Raw genomic sequence first — 20252 nt, 5'->3', positions numbered from 1 at the left:
GAGGCCGGCAAGGCCCTCGGCCACCGAGCGTAGTTCCCGCTTCGACGGTTCCGATACCCGGCTGATGCCCCGCCTCCTCCCGCTTCTGGAGATGACCAAGTCCGGCACCACCGTTACCGGGACCGCTCAGAAGAACGGCAGGGATGCCGCGGGTGGCTACTCCCCCGCGGTTTCCTCAGCCTTGCCGGCCCACCAGCCGACGGCGTGCCTGATGTGCTGCCGCATCAGGTCCGATGCCGCCTCGGCGTCCCCCGCGGCGAGGTGGTCGAGGAGCAGGTGGTGCTCCCGCGCCGAGACGTCGAGCATGCTGGTCTCCAGCAGCGAGACGAGCCCGACCAGCCGCGTCCGCGCCCGCAGCTCGGCGATCGTGTCGACCAGCACCGCATTGCCGAGCAGCGAGGTCAATTCGAGATGGAAGCGCTGGTCGGCGAGCAGGTAGGCGGTGAGGTCTCCGGCGCGGGCACCGGTGACGATGTCGTCGGCCTCGGCCCGGAACTCCGCCAGGCGGTCCATCGGGAACTCCCCGGCGAGGCGGGCCATCGCGGGAGGTTCGAGCAGCAGCCGGATCTCGACTATGTCGTTGAGCAGGTCATCGCTGACCACGGTGACACGGAAACCCTTGTTCCGCACCGGCTCCACGAAGCCACGCTTCTCCAGATCGAGCATCGCCTCTCGCACGGGCGTCGCCGACACGGCGAACTGCTCTGCCAACGTCGGGACAGTCAGGAGGGTTCCCGGTGCGAGCTCGCCGGAGATGATCGCGGTGGAGAGGGTCCGCTCCACTCGCGTCCGCAGGCTCTCGCCCGGCTCCAACCGTTGGATCGATGACAACGTCACTCTTCCGCTCGCCCTTCACTAACGCAGGCACCAGACGGCCGCCGTCGCGTTGCAGCGTACACCGTGAGTCCTCCCCGGCAGTCGATTCCCGTGCTCATCGTGAGCCGTCGCTTCCGGGGAGTACGAGCCGTTGGCGCGGTTCCTCATTGCCCGCGCGGTCGGTCGCGGCGAACTCGATGACCTGCGGTTCGTCCCCGATCGCCCGGACGAACGCCTCCTGGAAGGTTCCCCAGAACGTGCCCGGTCCCTCCCACTGGATGCGTTCGACACCCGAGACGTCGTCGGCGGCATGGAGTGTGATCTCGAAGCTCGCCCCGAGGTCCTTCACCGTCGCGCGGGAGAGCGGCGCACTTGTATCGACGCTCACCTCCCGGCTCGTCATTCCCGTGCGCCCCTCGGCGTCGGATACCCGGGCCTCGATGTGGTGAACGCCTTCGACCGAGAGCGGCACCGGCCCCTCGTACGGGGTCCACTCGCCGCCGGAGACCCGCAGCTCCAGGCGAAGCTGCTCGCCCTGGTCCGAGGGCTCGTCGACGTCGAAGCCGCGCAGGCACACGGTCGGCGCGGTGGTGAACCAGCCCGACGGGGCCGGGTCTTCGAGGATTTCGATCGCGACCGCCGGGGGCACTCGTCCCAGGTCGGTGGTCGGTGCCGACACCGTTCCCGGCGCGAGAGGGAGCGGGTCTGGGGTGGCGCCGTCGAACCCGGCGGCCCCCACCAGGACCGCGGCGAGCTCGCCGCGGCCGAGCAGGCCCTCGGACCGGACCCGGTTGGCCACGGCGGCGACCCGGTCGAGGAAGGTCTCGCGGTCTATAAAGGTCCCGACCGACCACAGTTCGTCTACGAAGGTGCCGCCGCCTGCGCGGACCCGGTTGGGGACGCCGGTGCCGACGCCTCCGAAGGCGATCTCGGCGTCGTCCGAACGCACGTACATGTGGTACTTGCTCTCCGCGCCGGACCAGCTGGGTTCGAACCTGACGCCGTCGAGCTCGATCGTGCCCTCCCGGGCGAGCTCGGCGAGCAGTTCGGCGCCGGTCCGCCCGGTGATCAGGGAGCCGTCGAATGCCCGCCGTCCGGCGAGCGGGAACGAGAACGCCGTGGTCGCATCGGACCGGGCCAGCAGCAGCGTCGCCCCGAGCATGAGCGCGCACTGGCGGGGGTCGTCGATGGTCGCCTCGGCGCGCAGGGCCGCGGGGACGGTGAGGCGCAGTTCGTCCCCCGGGCGCCAGGCGCGGGTGAGGGCCGTGTACTCCCCCGGGACCAAGGTGCTCTTGACCGGTTCGCCATTGAGTCTCAGTTCGGGTTCGCCTGCGGCCCAGGCGGGGACGCGGAGCCGGATGGTCCGTTCGACCGAGTCCGGTTCGGGGCCTTCGAGGCGGAGCGTGAGCTGGTCCCCCAGTGGGAAACCCGACTCCAGATTGACGCGCAGGCCGGCCTCCTCCCAGTCCAGTTCGGAGTCGATGGCCAGGTTGACATACAGCTCGCCCGGCGCCTGGAAGTAGATGGAGTCCTGGTACTTGACGTGGTTCTCCAGGCCGGTGCCGCCGCAGCAGGTGCCGACATTGTCGTACTCGCGCAGCGCCCCCGGGTGCACCGGGAACATGTAGGTGACCTCAGGACTCCCATCCCGAAGTGGTCCAGTGGAGCGGGTGTCCTTTCGCGATCCGAGGATGTGGTTGAGGACGGTCCGCTCGTAGTAGTCCATGTATCGCGCATCGAGCGTGTGCCCGAACAGTTTCCGGGCGAGTTTCAGCAGGTTGTAACTGGCGCAGGTCTCGGCGTTGCGGTGCCCGACATCGCCCGCGACGGTCTCGGGAGGACCCCATAGCTCGCTCTCGCCGGTGCCGCCGTGCGCGTAGATGCGGCCCGGGACGATCTGGTCCCAGATGCCGATCGACGCGTCGAGATAGCGGCGCTCGCCGGTGCGCTCGTATTCCTCGACGTAGCCGATCAGTTGGGGCAGATGCTGATTGGCGTGGACGTCGGTGAGCGCATCGGTTCCCGAAGGGCCCGCGTCGAGGAGGTTCTGCTGGTCGAAGAACGATGCCGTTTCGAGGAACTGCGGCTGTGCGGCGGCCGTGCTGAGCCTCGTCATGGTCTCGTTCATGCCGCCGAATTCACCGGCGATGTAGAGCTCCCACATGCGCTGGCGGCGTTCGGAATCGAGCCGTGAGAGCCGGTGGTGAACCCAGTGGCCCATGGCTGTGGCGATATCGAGTGCCTGGTTGTTGCCGGTGAGTTCGAAGGCGTCCAGCAGTCCGGCCATGAGCTTGTGGCAGGTGTAGTAGGGCGCCCAGATCTCGCCGTACGGGGCGAAGTCCTCCAGCCGGGAGAACTGCCATTCGCCGTAGGCGGCAAGGAATCCCGGATGCGAGTACCGGCCGGTTGCCGCGAGCGCGGTCTGGACCTCGCCGAGCCCCGCGACGAAATCGTCCACTTTGGCGGAGAGGGAGCCGTCGCGCTCCCCCGCCGCGGCCATGGCGAGCATCGAGAGGAAGTGGCCGGCGTAGTGGCCCCGGAGCAGGTTGGCCGTCTGGGCGAACTCGCGCCCCGGGTAATCGCCCTCGCTCCAGGCCTCCTCGTTCGGATGCCCGAAGTCCTCCCAGGTGCCGGGAGGGAGAGCGCCGCGCGTGTCCAGGCCCGCATTGCGGCGGAAGACCGCCAGCAGGCGGTCGAGGGGATACACACGAGCCAGGTGCAGGAGCTCGTTGCGGACGCGGGCGAACACGCTGCCGTCGTCCAGGCGGACCGCGTCGAGTCCGAAGGGCCGCACCGAAGGGGCCGTCATCGGGGCTGTTCCGATCCGTGCAGGTGCGACCTCGTCCAGGTCTCGATTCCGGCCGCGTCGATCGGCAGGGCGTCGGACAGCACCTCGGCGCCGGTCTCGGTGACGAGCAGGTCGTCTTCGAGCCGCACGCCGATGCCGCGCAGTTCCGGCGGGACGGTGAGGTCATTGGCGTGGAAGTAGAGTCCCGGCTCGACGGTCATCACCACGCCCGGTTCGAGCTCGGCGCCCTGGTAGTCCTCGAATTCGGCGTGGCTGCAATCGTGGACGTCGAGCCCGAGGTGGTGCCCGATGCCGCAGGCCAGGTAGCGCCGGTGGTGCTGGCCCTGCGGCGAGAGGGCTTCATCGACGGACACCGGCAGCAGGCCCCAGTCGTGCAGGCCCTGGGCGACGACTTCCATTGCCGCGAAGTGGAAGTCGAGGTATTCCGTGCCGGGCCGGATCTGCGCCATTCCGGCGCGGTGCGCCTTCTCCACCAGGTCGTGGACCCGCCGCTGCTCGACGCTGAAGGTGCCGCTCGCGGGGATCGTCCTGGTGACGTCGGCCGTGTAGAGACTGTTCGCCTCCACGCCCATGTCGAGCAGGAGCGCGGCGTCGGCCAGGACCGGGCCGTCGCAGCGGACCCAGTGGAGCACGGGCGCGTGCGGGCCGGAGCCGACGATCGTCGTGTACCCCACGCCATTGCCGACAGTGCGCGCGTACCGGTCGAAGGTGCCCTGGAGCCAGCGCTCGCCGAGTCCGTCGCGGACGGCGCGCGGAATCTCCCGGACGACCTCGGCGAAGCCCTCCACCGTGGCATCGACCGCGAAGCGCATCTGGCCGATCTCCCACGCGTCCTTGACCATTCGCAGCCGCGAGAGCTGCCGCCCGAGCGAATCGGACCGTTCGAGTCCGTGCTCGGAGACCAGCGCTTCGCTCACCGATTCGCTCGCCAGCGCCCCCTTGAGTCCGCTGAGTTCGTCGAGGGCGGTGACGGGTTCGACCGTGATCTGGAGTGCCTCGGCCCATTCGCGCAGGCCCGGCGACGCGCCGACCCAGAGTTCGCCGTGGAGCGCGTTGGCGAAGAACCCGGTCTCGCCGGGGCGGAACGGCGGGGGCAGGTAGAGATGGGCGTCGTGGCCGCCCGGGCGGGCGGTCATTACGAGGATCGCTCCTTCGACCTGGCAGCCGGTGAGCCACACGAAGTCGCTGTCGGCGCGGAAGAGGTAGGAGTTGTCGTCATTGCGGACCGGGGCGGTGCCGGCGGAGACGACGATGGTCTCGCCGGGGAATCGTTCGCTGAGCCGCAATCGGTGGGAGGCGGCGGCCGCTGCGGCGCCGTCGACGGGGGTGGCGGGGACGGGTTCGTCGCCCCATCCGGTCGCGATGTGGTCGGTGAATGCCGGCACTTCGGTGAGTTTGGGGGCGCGGGTGCCCGCGTACGGGGGTCGGTTCTCGGTGGTCATCGCAGTTCTCCTCCTCGGTCGCGAACCATTTCGCGCAGGCGGGTGAGGACCCGGCCCGATCCGATGCCGTCGTGTTCGAACTCGTTGGTCACCCAGGCCTGGGAGTTGCCGAGTCCTTTGAGCGTGTCCAGTTGCAGGCCCGAGTCGACGAACATGTCGTCGTAGTAGACCGCCGCCGCGACGGGGACCTGGTTGTGCTCCAGGCGATTGGGGTCGAGGATCGGGCTCCATTCGCGTTGTGCGGAGAGGGTGTGGACGGCGGGTGCGAAGCCGCGCAGGAGCCTGACCTCCTCGAACATCCAGGGGAAGGCCATCTCGCCGGTGAACGGGAGCGGGCGGACGTCCTCATCGAATTCGGGGCGGCGGTCGCGTTCGCGCTGCGCGGCCCAGGCGGTCGGGCCGTTGGCGCCGTCGCCGTAGATCGACTCCTGGAGGGTCCAGAAGAGTGGGTTTGCGGCGGAGGAGGTGCGGGCGAGGACGGTGGCGAGGAAGCCTTCGGAGAGGCGGTCGCCGGTCACGAACGCGTCCTCCACGAGCCAGTGCATCCGTTCGATGCCCGGTTTCATCCCGAGGTCGATGCCGAGGGATTGGAAGCGGCGCACGGTGAGCGCGTCGCCGTCGGGCAGGAGCACGGGTGCGGTGGCGAGCCGGTCGGCGATGCGTGCGACCTGGTCCACGTCCTGGGGGTAGCGCCGGTAGTACTCGGCGGTCTTGTCCGCGACCCGGTCGAAGGTGCGCCGGTAGACCTCGTCGGCGTTCATGGGGTTCCCGGGGATGCCGCCGCAGACGTAGCTGGCGGCGACGGCCTCGGGGGCGTGCGAGAGGTAGGCGAGGGTGAGCCAGCCGCCGTAGCTCTGCGCGAGGGTCGCCCACTTCCGCCCTTCGTAGAGGGTGGTGCGGACGTGTTCGAGGTCGCGCACGATCGAGTCGGCCCGGAAGTGGGCGAGGTGGTCCGCGCCGGCCTCGGCGTCTCCGAGTTCGGCGATCATTCGGGCGTCGAGCGGGGTGCTGCGCCCGGTGCCGCGCTGGTCCACCAGGACGACGCGGTAGTGCTCCAGGGCTTCGGCCAGCCAGCCGGTGGCTTCGACCGGGCGCGGGTTGGCTCCGCCGGGTCCACCCTGGAGGTAGGTGAGGAGCGGCAGCTGGTCGCCCTGCTTGTCGGGGTCGACGATCTCGCGGACGAAGACCTCGATCTCGCCTGCGTCTCGGCCCCACCAGTCCAGGGGGACTTTGAGGTGTTGCTCGCGTACCCACATGCCGGGCATGGAGTACTCCAGGTGCGCCTCTTTCACAGTGCGGCCTCCTGTTCCCTGGCCCGACGGGCCCGTTCGTTCTCACGGCGCCTCGCGTCCCACTCCGGGTTGATGCGCGGGATGGCGGAGAGAAGTTTCTTGGTGTATTCGTCTCGGGGCGCGCCGAACACCTGGTCGCGCTCGCCTTCCTCCACGATGCGGCCGCCGTTCATGACGGCCACGCGCGTCGCGATCTGCCGCACCACCGCGAGGTCATGCGCGATGAAGAGGTAGCTGAATCCCTCTTCTTCCTGTAGTCCGCGCAGCAGGTTGATGACCTGCGCCTGGACGGAGACGTCGAGCGCCGAGACGGCCTCGTCGGCGATGATCAGCTTGGGGCCCACGGCGAGGGCGCGGGCGATGCCGATGCGCTGCGCCTGCCCGCCGGAGAACTGGGAGGGGAAGCGCGCCGAATGGTCGGGATTGAGGCCGACGCGCTCCATGAGTTCCTTGGTGAAGTCCCTTGCGCCGCCGGGGATCCGGCGCCGCTGGTAGACCAGGGGCGCGGTGACGATCCGCTCGACCGAGTGCTTGGGGTTGAGCGAGGAGTACGGGTCCTGGAAGATGACCTGCACCTCGCCCCGGAAGGCGTGCAGCGCCTTTCCGCTGAGGCGGTGGACCTCGCGTCCGGCGAACTCGATGGAGCCGCCGGTGGTGTCGAGCAGCCGCGCGATGAGCCGGGCGGTGGTGGACTTGCCCGAGCCCGATTCGCCGACGAGTGCCAGCGTCTCACCCGTCCGCACTTCGAGCGAGACGTCGTCGACCGCACGGAATCTCGCGGAGCGGCCGAAGAGGCCCGCGCCGCCGGTGGCGAACTCCTTGACGAGGTTCCTCGCCCGCAGCAGCGGTTCTGGTGCGTCGTTCACGATTCCTCCTCCGCGGTCGGGGCCGTCAGGGTGCGCAGCAGACCGATCTCGTCGTCGATGCGCGGCACGGCGTCGAGCAGCATGCGCGTGTAGTCCCGCTGCGGGTCGGTGAAGATCTGCTCGGCGGCGCCCTGTTCGACCAGGTCGCCGTCGCGCATGACGACGAGGTGGTCGGTGACCTGGCTGACGACGGCGAGGTCGTGGGTGATGAGGATGAGGCCGGCGCCGGTGTCGGAGCGGATCTCGGCCAGCAGGTCGAGGATCTGCGCCTGCACCGTGACGTCGAGCGCCGTCGTCGGCTCGTCCGCGATGATCAGCTCCGGTTCCATGCTGAGGGTCATCGCGATCATGACCCGCTGCCGCATGCCGCCGGAGAACTGGTGCGGATAGTGGTCGACCCGGCGGGCCGCGTCACGGATGTGCACCCGCTCCATCGCCTCGATCGCCACTTTTCGGGCCTGGCGCCTGGTCACGCCGCTGCGGTGCGAGCGATAGGCCTCGGCGATCTGCGTGCCGACCGTGTAATAGGGATTGAGCGACGAGAGCGGGTCCTGGAAGATCATCGCGATGCGGTCACCGCGGATCGAGCGCATCGCCCGCTCTGGGAGAGTCGTCAGCTCGGTCCCGTCGAACTCGATGGACCCGGAGCGGCTGGCGCCCTTGGGAAGGAGCCCCATGATCGCCAGGCTCGTCATCGATTTGCCCGAGCCCGATTCGCCGACGATCCCGAGCGCGCCGCCCCGGGCCAGGTCGAAGTCGAGCTGCTTGACCACGTCGACTTGTCCTGCGGCGGTGTGAAACCCGACCGTCAGGTCCCGAACTCGCAGCAGGTTCTCGGTGTCCCTTGGTGTCTCGCTCATGCCGCGCTCCCCACTCGCACTCGCGGGTCGATGGCCGTGTACAGCAGGTCGACCACCATATTGCCGATCACGACGAAGAACGCCGCGAGCAAGGTGACGCCCATGATGACCGGCTGGTCGTTCTTGGTGATCGAGTCGGCGGCCATCTTGCCGATGCCGTTGAGCCCGAACACGGTCTCGGTGATGAGTGCCCCGCCGAGCAGGCCGGCGAAGTCCATGCCGAAGATCGTGACGATCGGGGTCAGCGCCGGACGCAGCGCGTGCCGGCGCCAGACCAGGCCGGGGCTGAGTCCCTTCGCCCGCGCGGTGCGCACATAGTTCTCTTGAAGGGTCTCGATGACGTTCGCGCGGGTCAGCCGCGTGTACACGGCGGACGCTCCGACGGCGAGCACGATCCAGGGCATCAGGTAGTTCGAGAACCATTGGACCGGATCCTCGGAGAACGGCACCGCCTGCGGGAACGGCAGCCAACCGAGCGTGACCACGAGCAGGAACTGCAATGACAGGCCGAGCACGTAGTTGGGGATGGACATGCCCGTCAGCGTGAGCCCGGTGATGAAGCGGTCGGCGAACCTGCCCTCGCGCACGGCGCTGACGAGTCCGGCGCTCACCCCGGCGAGCAGCCACAGGATGGCGGCGCCGATCGCGACGGTCGCCGAGACCGGCAGCCGCTGGGCGATCATGTCGAAGACCGGCTGGCTGGTCTGGAACGAATATCCCAGGCACGGTGCGGCGCAGTCGATCGCGTTCGGTCCGCTCCCGTAGGTGCGGCCGACGAACAGCCCCGAGACGAACGTCCAGAACTGCGACCAGAACGGCTGGTCGAGACCGAGGTTCGCGCGGAGCTGGTCGATCACCTCCGGCGTGCAGTTCTTGCCGCAGATCTGCACCGCCGGGTCCGGCGAGAGGACGAAGAAGATGACGAAGGTGAACAGGCACACCAGGAACAGCACGACGACCATCCCCATCACCCGGTTGAGCAGGAAGCGGATCATGCCCGGCCCTCCCCGGACTCGGCGATCTTCTTGACGCGGTCACCGAGCACGGTGAACGACAGCACGAGCAGGAACAGGAAGGCCCCCGGAAACAGGAAGTAGGCGGGATCGACGGCGTACCAGGGCACCGAGCTGGCGATCATCTGCCCCCACGACGGGGTCGGCGGGACGACGCCGACGCCCAGGAACGACAGGCCCGCTTCGGTTCCGACGTAGCCGGGCACCGCGAGCGTGGTCATCACGATGATCGTGGACGAGAGGTTCGGCAGGATCTCCTTGAAGATGATCTGGATGCTCGTGGCGCCAGACGCCTTCGCGGACTCCACGAACTCGCGCTCCTTGAGCGACATGGTCTGCCCCCGGATGATGCGGGCCAGGTACGGCCAGCCGAAGAACGAGATCACCCCGACGAGCAGAAACTGCCGGTTCTCGGCGGGCAGTGCCGACAGCACCGCGATCATGAAGATGAGCGCCGGGAACGCCATGAGGAACTCCATGACGCGGGAGATCACCATGTCGACGCGCCCGCCGAAGTACCCGGCGAGCAGTCCGAAGACGACGCCGAGGACGCTCGTCAGCACGGTCGCCAACAGCGCGATCGTCATCGACACCCTGGCGCCGTAGACGATGCGGGCGAAGATGTCGCGCCCGTTGCCGGGCTCGACGCCGAACCAGTGCTCGGCGCTCACGCCGCCGGCGGTCCCGAGCGGGAGTCCGCCCAGGTTCGGGTCGACGGCGCTCTGGTCGAACTCCAATGGTCCCCAGCCGCTGAGCTTGACGAGCAGCGGCGCGGCCAGGGCCATGAGGATGATGAGCAGGATGTAGACGCTGCAGGCGAGTGCCGCGCGATCGTGGAGGAAGGCGCGGACGAGGCGTCGCCCCGAGGCGGGCGGCGAGGACGGCGCGGGATCTCCCGCCGTCTCGCCACCCGCCGCTGCGCCTTCGACTTCGAGGTCAGTCGAGGTGAAGGTCATCGGTATCAGCTCTGGGACGGGTCCTTGAGCCCGATGATCGTCAGGTCGGTCATGCTGGTGTTCGGGATGTAGTTCGCGATGTTCTCACCGGGGATGAAGACGCTCGGCTCCCACAGCAGCGGGGCCATCGGCGCCAGGGCCATGGCCTCCTCGTCGAACTCGCCCCATTCGGCGTTCGCCGCGTCGATGTCGGTCATGGCCTTGATCTCGTCGATGCGGGCGTTGAGGGTCTCGTCATTGATCTGCGCCAGGTTGGTGTTCCCCTTGTCGGTGATCACCCGCCCGTCGACCAGCGGCGGGACCATGGTGCTCGCGCTGGAGGCCCAGTCCGGGCACCAACCGGTGATGGCCGCGTCGCTCTGCTGCGAGGGCGTGCCGATCGTCTCGTAGTAGGTGGAGGTGTCGATGACATTGAGCTTCACTTCGATGCCGAGCGGCTCCAGCGCCTGCTGGATCGACTCGGCCTGCGCCTGCATGACCGCCTGCGAACGGATGTCGAGCGTGAAGCTGAAGCCGTCCTCGAGGCCCGCCTCGGCGAGCAGCGCCGCCGCCGCCTCCGGGTCGCCGGCGTGGTTCTCGCTCGGGTAGAGGTCGAAGTCCTTGTGCCCGTTCACGGCCGGAGGAATGATCGTCGTGGCCGGCTCGGCCAGCTGATTGCCGCCCGAGGCCGTCACCAGCGAGTCGCGGTCGATCGCCAGGTTGATCGCCTGGCGGACCTCGAGCCGGTCGAACGGAGCCTTGGTCATGTTCATGCCCATGTACGTGGTGCAGTAGGCCTCCGCGCTGATGACGCGGTCGGCCAGCGCGGGGTCCTGGAGGCGCGCCAGAGTGGCGGGCTGGACCTTGCCGCCGATGGCGCTGGCGTCGGTGCCCTGTCCGGCCATGAGCCGTTCGTCGATCGTGGCCGGTTCGAGGCCGATCTCGAACTCCCACGCGTCGGGGTAGGCCTTGCGGACGTCGTCGGTGTCGGCGTCCCAGTGCTCGTTGCGCACCAGCGTGATGGCGCTGCCGGGGGTGTAGGCGTCGACAGTGTAGGGACCGGAGGCGATGACGTCGTTGATGAATTCGTCACCGGCGCCGGAGCCGACCGGGAAGGGCGCGGCGTTCACCTGGGCCACCACGTTGTCGAACTCCGGGAAGGGCTCGATGAGGTTGAAGACGATGGTCTTCTCGTCCGGCGTCTCGATCGAGGGGTTGCTCTCGCCCGAGATGTAGGGCCCCTGGTAGTCCTCGGGGGCGTCGATGACATTGCGCAGATACGGCGAGCCGATGCCGATCTCCGGGTCCCAAGTGCGGGAGATGCCGAAGGCGAGCTCCGTGGAGGTGATGGGGTCGCCATTGTCGAACGCCAGGCCGTCCTTGAGGGTGTAGGTCCAGGTCAGACCGTCCTCCGAGGGCGTTCCAAGACTCTCGGCCATGTCGGGGACCATCGCGTTCGGATCCTCGGAGTCGCCGGCAGCCTGCATGGTGAGGCCGCGGTAGATGAGTCGGTAGAAGGCGTTCACGCCACCGTCCCAGCCGCGGGCCGGGTCGAGGTAGGAGAAGTCGGCGTTCTGGAGCATGTGGACGGTTCCTCCGGTGACGGGGTCATCGCCGCCGCCACCCGAGTCGTCCGTTCCGCCACTGCAACCGGTCAGCAGCAGTGCCGCCGCCAGTATCGCCGCCGGGGCGCGGGTCAAATGCTTGTTCAAGAGGGAGTTCCTATCGGTTCGTCGCGCCGGTCGGCCGCCTCGGAGATCCGAGCGGGGCGCCGGAGCTGCTGGCTTCGGGGCTTCCATGAACCTGCGGGCAGCGATGCCCTCGCGATGGCGGTTCGGAACGGCGACACCGCGGCTCCGATGCCCCTGCGGCATCTGCACCGATCGTCGCTGTAGCACGTGATATACCACTGTGGCTCATACGGATCGCCGTTCCGCATGCGCCGCAGGCGTCCCGCCTTCGAGCCGCCGCGCATGTCGCGCGCGGACCGCGCTCGTCCGCGGGTTTGATCCGGATTCCCCAGGGATGGCGGGGCTTCCGAATCGGGGTGGGACGAACGGCTGCGAACGCATCCGCTCTCCGTGCTACCGCCTTCGTGTGGCAGTAACATATCACACACCACTGATTTTCGACCGAATCTTGTGCACGATTTCGCAACGACCGATCCGGTGCTAGGCTGCCCCGGCCCTGGACGGCTTGTTGACCACCACCGAGGCGTGCCGAATCACCGTTCCGGCGCGGCTCCAGCCGCCCTTCCAGACTTCGACGATCGCCCCGTCGGGCAGATTCGGATCGTCCACGATCTTCGCCGCCTGATGGAGACCGACGTCGAACCCGCCGGTCGTCGGCACCGGGTTGATGTCGAGCATGGCCAGGGCCTCCAGCAGTTCTTCGCGGATCGAGTCCGCCAGGACCGGGTCGGGTCCGTCGTAGGCGTGCAGCCGGTCGACAACGGAGCCGATCGCGCTCACCAGCGGCAGCTGAAGTTCGCGGAACAGCCCGCCCTCGGCGTCCTTGAGGCGCCGCGACTGGTCGGCGATGATGGCCTGCTTGCGGTTCGATTCGAGCCGCAGGTGCTCGGACTGCTCCCCCACGAGTTCCGAGATCGCGTCCAGCTTCTCCAGAATCCGCTGGGGCACGGGCGTTTCGCCGCCGTCGACCATCACTCCTCCTCCGGCATCGAGCGCAGTCGATCGACCGCCTGCGCCACCTGGTCGCTGGTCATATTGTTCGGCCGCGGCAGGTGGAAGTCGCCCAGCGGCCGGTCGTTGGTGACGTCGTATACCTCGGCGTGAATCGTTCCGTCCACGTCGTACTGCATGGTGACGCGGATCGGCGACTCCTCCGGCAGGCCCGGCAGCAGTTTCAGCGTGTCGACATGGTGGACCTCGACGTCCTCGACCTCGCGCGAATCGCCCTCGGTGATCTCGAAGTCGAGCTTCTCCTGGCGGTCGACCACGGTGAAGAACGTGTCGCGGTACTCGCAGGGGATCTTCGAGTTCTTGGGGATGATGACCGAGTTGTACAGCTGCTTCGTGTGCGGGTCCTGGACCAGCATGCCCATGCCGTGGGAGGTGACATCGCTGACCAGCGGCGTGGTCCGTCGCGCCCCCGCCTCGTCGGCGTCGAGGCTCGCGGCCAGCAGCGCGGCGCCGATGGCCACGACCTCGTCCGGGTTGGCGTCCGCCCTGGGTCGCGAGCCCGAGAGCCGTTCGACCATGGCGGCCACCATCGGCATGCGTGTGGAGCCGCCGACCAGCAGGGTGTCGTCGATGTCCTTCCACGACATGCCGGCCTCGTCTAGGACTTCCTCCACGATGTCCTCGGTGCGGCGCAGCAGCGACGCCGACGCCGATTCGAAGTCGTCGCGGGTGATGGGGGTCCGGTAGACGCGGCCGTCCGCGGTGGTGTTCACCGTGGTCTTGGACAGCTGGGTGAGGCGGCGCTTGGCCTCCTCGCAGCTGCCGCGCAGCGTCGCCTCGAGCGCCCCGGTGTCGAGGAGGTCGGGGCCGCCCTGGCCTTCGACGTCCTCCTTGACTCGCATCATCAACAGGTTGTCGAAGTCGAATCCGCCGAGGGACCGGTTGCCGCCGGTGGCGATGACGTCGATGCCGGCCTCGCTCACCTTCATGACGGTGACGTCGAAGGTCCCGCCGCCGAGGTCGTAGACGAGGTAGGTGCCCTCCTTGTTCTTGGCGACACCGTAGGCGATCCCGGCGGCGGTCGGCTCATTGATGAGCCGCTTCACGTTCAACCCGGCGATCTTGGCGGCGTCCTTGGTGGCGGTGCGGGCGGCGTCGTCGAAGTAGGCGGGGACGGTCACCACCACGTCCTTGTCCTCGGTTCCGAGGTGCCGCGATGCGTTCTGGGCGAGATGGCGCAGAATGACCGCCGAGATCTCCTCGGGGAAGTAGTCCTTGTCGTCCTCATCGGTATGGACGACGGTGCGGGTTCCCATGCGGCGCTTGACGAGCTCCACGTAGTTGCCGGGATCCACGGCGGCCATGTTCTTGGCGGTGACGCCGACAAGCGGCTGGCTTCCGTCGAAGAAGACCACCGACGGGGTGAGCCGGCCCGACTCCCCTTCGAGGATTTCGGGCACGCCGTCCTCGTGGACGGTCGCGCACGCCGAATAGGTCGTGCCCAGGTCGATTCCCATTGTCATGATGCGTCCTCAGTAGCCGTTCTGGTTCATGCGGAGGGTGATGGCGTTGATCTCCCACTGGTACTTGTAGCGGCTCGACACCTGGTACCAGATGTAGAGGCCGCACCCGACCAGCGCGAAGAAGGTGATGAGCCCCGCGCTCTCCGACAGGCTCGAGCAGGAGGAGGCGAGGAAGAAGACGATCACCGCGAGCACGGTGTTCTTGACGGGGAATCCGGGCCAGAACCGCTTCTGCTGCACCGACCTCACGTAGTTGTCGAGGTACCGGGCGCGCTCGCGAACCTCGGGGTCGTGGGCCACTTCAAGGGCGCGGGTCGACCTGGGGGCCATAGCGGCCACCTCCATCGAGGAGGTGATGTAGTACTCGTCCCCGTCGCGATTGGCCGGAACCGCCTCCGCGGACAGGATGAGCACCTCGGCCAGGTAGTCGCCGGTGACGTTCCGGTCCAATTCGGGCGGGGCGGTCGAGTAGAGATTCTCCAGGATCGGGAGAGCCTCGTCGTGGCGGGTCATCTGCGCCAGCACCACCGCCGATCCGATCTGGCCCTGGGCGCTGCGGTCGGGGTGCCGCGCGGCGTCCTGATAGGCGGCCAATGCGGCCGGCTGGTCGCCGAGGTTCTCGTTGATGAAGCCGAGATCGAGGTGGACGTCGGGGTCGTCAGGGTCGTACTGGAGCGTCTGGCGGGCTTCGTAGAGCGCGTCCTGGAAGTTGCCGAGGCCCAGGTTGGAGCGGTAGAGGGCGGCCCACACCGGCGCCGATTCGCCTTGGAGTTCGCGGGCTTGCCTGGCGGCGTACGCGGCCGACGAGTAGTCGTTTCTCGCGAGTGCGGTCTCGGCCCGGTCGAGCCAGTTGATCCCGGCGGTCGGGGCCGCCTGTTCGGGGAGCCGGCGCGATTGGTCGGCGGCGAGTTCGCGATCGTATTCGGCGCGCTTCGCCTCGTCGAGCAGGGTCGCCCGGGCCTGGTCGAGGAGGCGGATCATGTTCTCCGCCTCGTGGCGCTTATTGATGTCGGGCGAGTTGACCCGTTTGTTCCACAGGCGGGCTTGCTCTTTGATCTTGGTTTCGATCGCTTCGGCGGTAGATGAGGGGGCGATTCCGATTACGGCGTACAGATCGTCCATTGGCACCTCCGGAGGGGTGATTGGGCATGAGGGTGTCCGAGACGTGGGTTCTGGGGATCCGGTTCGATGTGACCTTTGACGGTCATTCTATCCGTTGGGAGCCAAGGGGGTTCTCCCATCCTGCGTCCATTTGTCACCCGCTCGGGTGAGCCGGCGGTGGATTTGACGCTGGGCGTCGCGCATGATGGCGAGGCGTTCGGCGAAGGCGCGGGGGTCGGCGGCGGCGAGTTCGGTCAGGATCGACACGGCCCGGTCGGCGAGGTAGAGCGCGTTGGTGAGCTCCGCGTTCAGGTTGAGCCGCACGGTCACCGCGGTGTCGAGCGCGGCGGCGAGGATCGGCTGGTAGCGGTGGCGGTCGGCGCGGGCGTATCGGTCGGCGATGTCCACGGCCTGGTTCGACGCGGTCAGGGATTGGGTCTTCTGGCCTTCTCGCGACAGGTACAGGGCGAGGTCGCCCACCGCCCCGGCGTATTCGGGTCCGTAGGCACCGGGCATCCGTTCGGTGGACTCCTTCCAGAGGTGGACCGCGCGCCGGCGGGGCGCCAGGGCTTCGCGTGGCCGGCCGGCGGATTCCAGGTGGATCGCGAGGCTCGTGACCGCTCGTGCCAGGTCCGGCAGGTGCGCGCTCCGGTTGCCGCGCGCGAGTTCCTCGGCCAATTCAATGGCGCGTTCGTCCACGGTGACCGCGTCTGCGGGTCGGCCGACCTCGGCGAGGCTGTCGGCGTGGGCGTTCAGGGCTCGCCTGAGGTTCGGCAGGTGCTGGTCGGGGTCGTCGCCGCACAGTTGCTCGAACGCGCGCACGGCCCGGCCGGCCATGCCGAGCGCTTCCTCGGGTCGGTAGGCGTCCAGGAGGGACAGGCTCAGGTTGGAGCGCCCGAGGGCCAGGCTGGCGCGGTAGTCGCCGGACAGGTGCTCGTCGGAGTACCGCCACAGCTCGACGGCCCGCTGGGCCAGACGCAGGGCGGTGGGCCATTCGCCGGCGATGGCGGTGGCGATGGAGAAGTTATTGGTGGCCCGGGCGAGATCGGGGATGAACCGATCGTCGTCGCCGGCCAGTTGCTCGTAGAGGTCGACGGCTCGCTGCTTGGAGATGTAGGCGGCCTGGTGGCGGTCGTCGAGTTCCTGCCAGATGCCCAGTTCGGCGGAGGCGTCGGCGAGTTTGGCGGTGGTCTCGTTGTCGGGCGATTCGGTGTCGGCGGAGCGCCAGTAGCGCACCGCGGTGCCCGCGAGGGCGGACCCGAGGCCGGCCAGGGCCGCATTGGTGGTCGGGACCACCGATGCGGCGAGGAGCGCGATCGCATTCTCAGCCACAGTGGACTCGATAAGGTTGTGCGGCAGGTCCAGGGCGAGCGCCAGGTGCCGGGCAGCGGTCAGGTCGCGGTCATTGGCGGCGTTGCGGACCGCGATCGCGACCAGTTGCAGCAGGCTGCTCTCGAGCAGTTCGGCGAGCTCGGTGTGCGCCGCGGCGCCGGTGAGGGCGGACAAGGACGTGGCGAGGTGGTCCTTGAGGTCGGACTCGACCTGGGGGTATTCGTCGGCGGCCAGGAGCAGCGCGTGCATGAGCCGGGCGTGGTAGGCCGGATACCGTTGCAGGACATTGGAGTCAACGAGGTTTCGCACGATCTGCGAGCGTGATGCGGTGCCTGCCAACAGGTGTGCGGCGACGAGGTCGGGTTCGACGGGGGCGACGCGCGGGTCGGCCCGGTCATCGCGGCGCTTCCCGTCGGGGTAGAGCTCGTGGAGCGCGTCGGCGATGGTGCTGCGGCGTTCGGTGTGGGCGTCGGCGAGGGTGGGCACGGCCTTGAGCAGTTCGGGCAGGTGCGCCTTGAACGGCGCGGTGAGCGTGGAGACGCACAGTGCCTCCATGCCGCGGTCGAGGTCGGTGAACACCTGGCCGCCGCCGTCGTCGCGGAAGGCGAGCCAGCGCCGGCTCTCGCGGCGGATGAGCTGGTCCAGCAGCGCCCGCGCGGGGTCGTCCTCGGACGGATCCGGAAGCGGCTCACCGGAGGCGGCCATGAGCGCGGCAATGTGGATGGTGAGGGGCCGATCGTAGCGTTCGAGGCCGGGCGGGGCCATCGCGTCGCGTCCGAAGCGGAGGGCGAAGGAGGCGTAGGCCTGCTGCGCGTGCGCCGCCTGCGTCTCCTCGCTGAAGCCGCTCAGCGGCAGCTCGGCCCGGAGTCCCACCAGCGCATCGAGACCGGGTGCGTGATCGCGGATGCGGTCGAACCACTCGCCTTGGGTGCGGGAGACCAGGAGGACGCGGACGGGCGCTTGCAGGGTGCCCTCGCGCCTGAGCTTGATGGCGCGGGAGATGAAGGCCCCGACGGCCTCCGGTTGGCGCTCGGGGTAGTCGCACACGGCCAGCAGCGGGGTGGAGGGCGGGCGGGCGGTGGACAGCTCGGCGTAGTCGGCGAAGCCGGTGCGCCACCACCGGTCGGTGCGGGCGAGCCGGTCGCAGATCTCGGCCGCGAGCCGCGATTTGCCGGTGCCGGCCGGGCCGGTGAGGACCATGACGCTCACGTCGGGTTCTTCGGGCCGGGCGCGGACCCACTCGATGGAGTCGGTGATGATCCGGGCGGCCTCGCCCTCGGTGACGAAGGGGACGGCGCGGTTGCGGTAGTGGAGGAGCTCGAACAGGGACTGGTCGTCTCCGATGACCGCCTGCGGCCGGGCGACCGGCTCGACGAGGGGGTCCTCGCCGGTGATCTCGACCAGCGGCAGATCGATGAATGCCCTGACGGGCGCGGATTTCGGGGAGGCGGATTCGGCGGCCCGCATGATCGGCTCGATCGGGACCGCGTGCAGCCGGCCGGTCCATTGCAGCGGCACGTGGGTGACGATGCCGAGCAGGTGCCCGTCGGGGTCCAGGACTCCGGCGCCGGACAGCCCTTCCCAGGAGCGCGGGTCGACCGGCAGCGGCGTGTGCACGGCCAGCGCGAGCCGGGGGATCCGGTCGTCGACGGTGGGCAGGACGCTGACCTCGAGGTATTCGGCCAGGACCTGGTCCGAGTCGGAGCCGACCTCGGGGAAGCCGATGACCGAGCAGGATTCCAATGGCCTGTCGCCGCGGAACGCGCTGCCGACGATCCGGCCGGGCGGCCCGTTCAGGCCCGGGACGAGGAGCCCGACGGCGTCGAGCTCGCCGAGCGCGACCATGGCGGCGACCTTGACGCTCTGGTCGCCTCCGCGGACGCGCAGCCGGGAGGCGTCGGACGAGTTGCCGAGATGCCGCAGCACATGCCGCGCGGTGAGCACCAGGCCCGGCGCGAGCAGGTGCCCGGTGCCGATGAGCGCCTCGCCGCCGCCGGCCCTGATCCTGATCTTGACCGCCGCGGCGGCATGGCGGCCGATCCGTCCAGCCATGGCAGCGGGCCCTAGTCGCGGTCGGGGATGGGCTTGCGCGGCGAGACCGCGAACTCGCGTTCGTCCCCGGAGGAGGCATCCACGATGGACGGCTCGATGGTCATCGTCAGCCGGTGCACCCGATCGGTGACCCGGTCGGCGCTGGCCTTGGCGGTCACGACCCGCCAGAAGCTCGCGCCGGCTTCGGCGCCGACGCCGGTGTGCACTTCGAGCGCGAGGTCGAGCTGGATCGACGTGATGTTGAGTTTGAGCTCGTCGTCGGCTTGCAGGCGGGCATCGCGCAACTCGTCGCGAAGGTGGGCCAGGGCATCGCTGAGGGGCAGGCTGTTGGACATGCGTCGACGATACCGATTCCCTGCCCGCCACGGGTGTCTCGTCTCCCGACGTGACTTTTAGATGGGTGCTCGTCGTTTGGGGAGGTTCGCAGTGCCCAAGGATATTTTTCCGCTCCCGCGGCTGCCGGCTTTGACGACCTGCCCCCAGCGGCGGACATCAACCTGACCACGGTCTACCAGCCCCACGAGGAACTCGGGCGCACCGCCGTGCGGCTCGCCCTGGGGCACGCCCGCCAAGGCGGCCCTCCGCCGCACACCGTCCTCGGCACCCAGGTCGTCCGCGGCTCGGTCCGCCCCATCGTGTCGCAGTGACCGACGGCATCGAACTGGGGCGACTGACGCGACCGAGGGCCCGGACGCGCATCGGCGTCCGAGCCCTCGGTGTCCAATGTGCGTCTAACCCGCCGAGCAGAGCTGGTCGCCGATGACGGCCGGGGTGGTGTTCGCCTTGCCCCAGTCGTACCGGTTGAACTGCGCGGCGACCTGCGGCGTGGTCTCGACCAGCCAGTGCGACGCCAAGGTCGAGTAATCGGCGTGCCGGTACTCGTTGTTGGTGTACTGCGAGACGACGTCCTTCAGTCCGCCCTGGTGGTTGAACATCGCGTGGCTGCCCCAGCCGACGAAGATCCTCGGGACCTCGCGGCCGAGCCCGGCGCTGTTCAGCGAGGAGTTCCAGCTCTCGGCGGTGTCCCAGTCCTGGGTGGCGTAGCCGCCGTGCCGGGAGAGCAGCATCCGTTCCCGGTACCAGTTGCCGTCGCCGGCCTTGTTCCAGATGACGACGATGCGCTCGAAGTCGTAGGCGTGGCCGAGCTTGCCGGGGGCGAAACCGTTCTTCTTGAAGAAGATGGAGTAACTGACTCGCACCTCGGTCGGGTTGCACTTCTCCACCGAGTAGAAGGTCGGGAAGTCGCTCCACCGGTCCGGGCAGCCGCCCTGGCCAGCGGTGGGCCAGGCCTTGAGCGTGGCCCCACTCGACTGGTTGCCGCCCGGCAGCGGGTCCGACGGCCAGCAGGTGTCGCGGCGGTTGGCGCGGGCGAAGTTCCAGTTCGGCGCCGAGGCGTCGACGAACGACTGGAGGCTCGACCCGTGCGGCAGCGGGGTATCAGCGGACGCCGGGGAGGCGGCCACCACGGTCAAGAGCATGCTCAGCAGGGCGGTTGCCAACCCGAGCACGCCGAAGCGGCGGATGGTCCTCATGCGGATCTCCGATCTAGGTGTCGTGGAAATGCGATTG

At 68.8% G+C, this 20252-nt stretch carries 16 protein-coding genes; 1 reads left to right on the top strand and 15 read right to left on the bottom strand.

Going from position 1 to position 20252, the window contains the following annotated elements:
* Positions 1-156 precede the first annotated feature (156 nt).
* The 14 genes from FAB82_RS06225 to FAB82_RS06160 all read right to left on the bottom strand — a co-directional run bounded on the left by FAB82_RS06225 (position 157) and on the right by FAB82_RS06160 (position 19018).
* Positions 157-837: a GntR family transcriptional regulator gene (locus FAB82_RS06225; protein WP_136533681.1), complete on the bottom strand. Its 681-nt coding sequence runs from the start codon at positions 835-837 to the stop codon at positions 157-159.
* Between the two features lie 94 nt (positions 838-931).
* Positions 932-3625, bottom strand: a complete 2694-nt coding sequence (locus FAB82_RS06220; protein WP_136533680.1) for a glycoside hydrolase family 127 protein — start codon at positions 3623-3625, stop codon at positions 932-934.
* Positions 3622-5067: an aminopeptidase P family protein gene (locus FAB82_RS06215; protein ID WP_136533679.1), complete on the bottom strand. Its 1446-nt coding sequence runs from the start codon at positions 5065-5067 to the stop codon at positions 3622-3624. Before FAB82_RS06215 ends, FAB82_RS06220 begins: the two co-directional genes overlap by 4 nt.
* Complete coding sequence (locus FAB82_RS06210) at positions 5064-6332, bottom strand: alpha/beta fold hydrolase (RefSeq protein ID WP_136533700.1); 1269 nt, start codon at positions 6330-6332, stop codon at positions 5064-5066. Before FAB82_RS06210 ends, FAB82_RS06215 begins: the two co-directional genes overlap by 4 nt.
* Before the next feature lie 23 nt (positions 6333-6355).
* Positions 6356-7225 carry an ATP-binding cassette domain-containing protein gene (locus tag FAB82_RS28335; RefSeq protein WP_136533678.1) on the bottom strand — a complete coding sequence of 290 codons (870 nt, stop codon included), beginning with the start codon at positions 7223-7225 and terminating at the stop codon, positions 6356-6358.
* A complete protein-coding gene (locus FAB82_RS06200) occupies positions 7222-8085 on the bottom strand; it encodes an ABC transporter ATP-binding protein (RefSeq protein WP_136533677.1) in 864 nt (287 codons plus the stop codon). The genes FAB82_RS28335 and FAB82_RS06200 overlap by 4 nt, the downstream gene beginning before the upstream one ends.
* Positions 8082-9080: an ABC transporter permease gene (locus tag FAB82_RS06195; RefSeq protein WP_136533676.1), complete on the bottom strand. Its 999-nt coding sequence runs from the start codon at positions 9078-9080 to the stop codon at positions 8082-8084. The genes FAB82_RS06200 and FAB82_RS06195 overlap by 4 nt, the downstream gene beginning before the upstream one ends.
* A complete protein-coding gene (locus tag FAB82_RS06190; protein ID WP_136533675.1) occupies positions 9077-10054 on the bottom strand; it encodes an ABC transporter permease in 978 nt (325 codons plus the stop codon). Before FAB82_RS06190 ends, FAB82_RS06195 begins: the two co-directional genes overlap by 4 nt.
* Before the next feature lie 5 nt (positions 10055-10059).
* On the bottom strand, positions 10060-11745 hold the full coding sequence (locus FAB82_RS06185) for an ABC transporter substrate-binding protein (RefSeq protein WP_211116412.1): 1686 nt from the start codon (positions 11743-11745) through the stop codon (positions 10060-10062).
* 459 nt (positions 11746-12204) lie between these two features.
* Positions 12205-12696 (bottom strand): nucleotide exchange factor GrpE, encoded by a 492-nt coding sequence (gene grpE, locus FAB82_RS06180; RefSeq protein WP_136533673.1) that lies wholly within the window; start codon positions 12694-12696, stop codon positions 12205-12207.
* The gene (locus FAB82_RS06175; RefSeq protein WP_136533672.1) at positions 12696-14198 is read right to left on the bottom strand and encodes an Hsp70 family protein; all 1503 of its coding nucleotides are present in this window, start codon (positions 14196-14198) and stop codon (positions 12696-12698) included. The genes grpE and FAB82_RS06175 overlap by 1 nt, the downstream gene beginning before the upstream one ends.
* A 9-nt stretch (positions 14199-14207) precedes the next feature.
* On the bottom strand, positions 14208-15320 hold the full coding sequence (locus tag FAB82_RS06170; protein WP_136533671.1) for a hypothetical protein: 1113 nt from the start codon (positions 15318-15320) through the stop codon (positions 14208-14210).
* An 87-nt stretch (positions 15321-15407) separates the two neighbouring features.
* On the bottom strand, positions 15408-18683 hold the full coding sequence (locus FAB82_RS06165; protein WP_136533670.1) for a trypsin-like peptidase domain-containing protein: 3276 nt from the start codon (positions 18681-18683) through the stop codon (positions 15408-15410).
* An 11-nt stretch (positions 18684-18694) separates the two neighbouring features.
* On the bottom strand, positions 18695-19018 hold the full coding sequence (locus FAB82_RS06160) for a trypco2 family protein (protein WP_136533669.1): 324 nt from the start codon (positions 19016-19018) through the stop codon (positions 18695-18697).
* Between the two features lie 138 nt (positions 19019-19156).
* Here FAB82_RS06160 and FAB82_RS06155 point away from each other — a divergent pair, with 138 nt between their 5' ends.
* Complete coding sequence (locus tag FAB82_RS06155; protein ID WP_136533668.1) at positions 19157-19330, top strand: substrate-binding domain-containing protein; 174 nt, start codon at positions 19157-19159, stop codon at positions 19328-19330.
* Between the two features lie 84 nt (positions 19331-19414).
* Here FAB82_RS06155 and FAB82_RS06150 read toward each other — a convergent pair whose 3' ends face one another.
* Entirely contained in the window at positions 19415-20215 is an 801-nt protein-coding gene (locus FAB82_RS06150; RefSeq protein WP_136533667.1) for an NPP1 family protein, read from the bottom strand.
* Positions 20216-20252: the final 37 nt, after the last annotated feature.

This window comes from Glycomyces buryatensis (assembly GCF_004912275.1).
Lineage (GTDB): Bacteria > Actinomycetota > Actinomycetes > Mycobacteriales > Micromonosporaceae > Glycomyces > Glycomyces buryatensis.
This window is presented reverse-complemented; position numbering and strand designations above follow the sequence as displayed.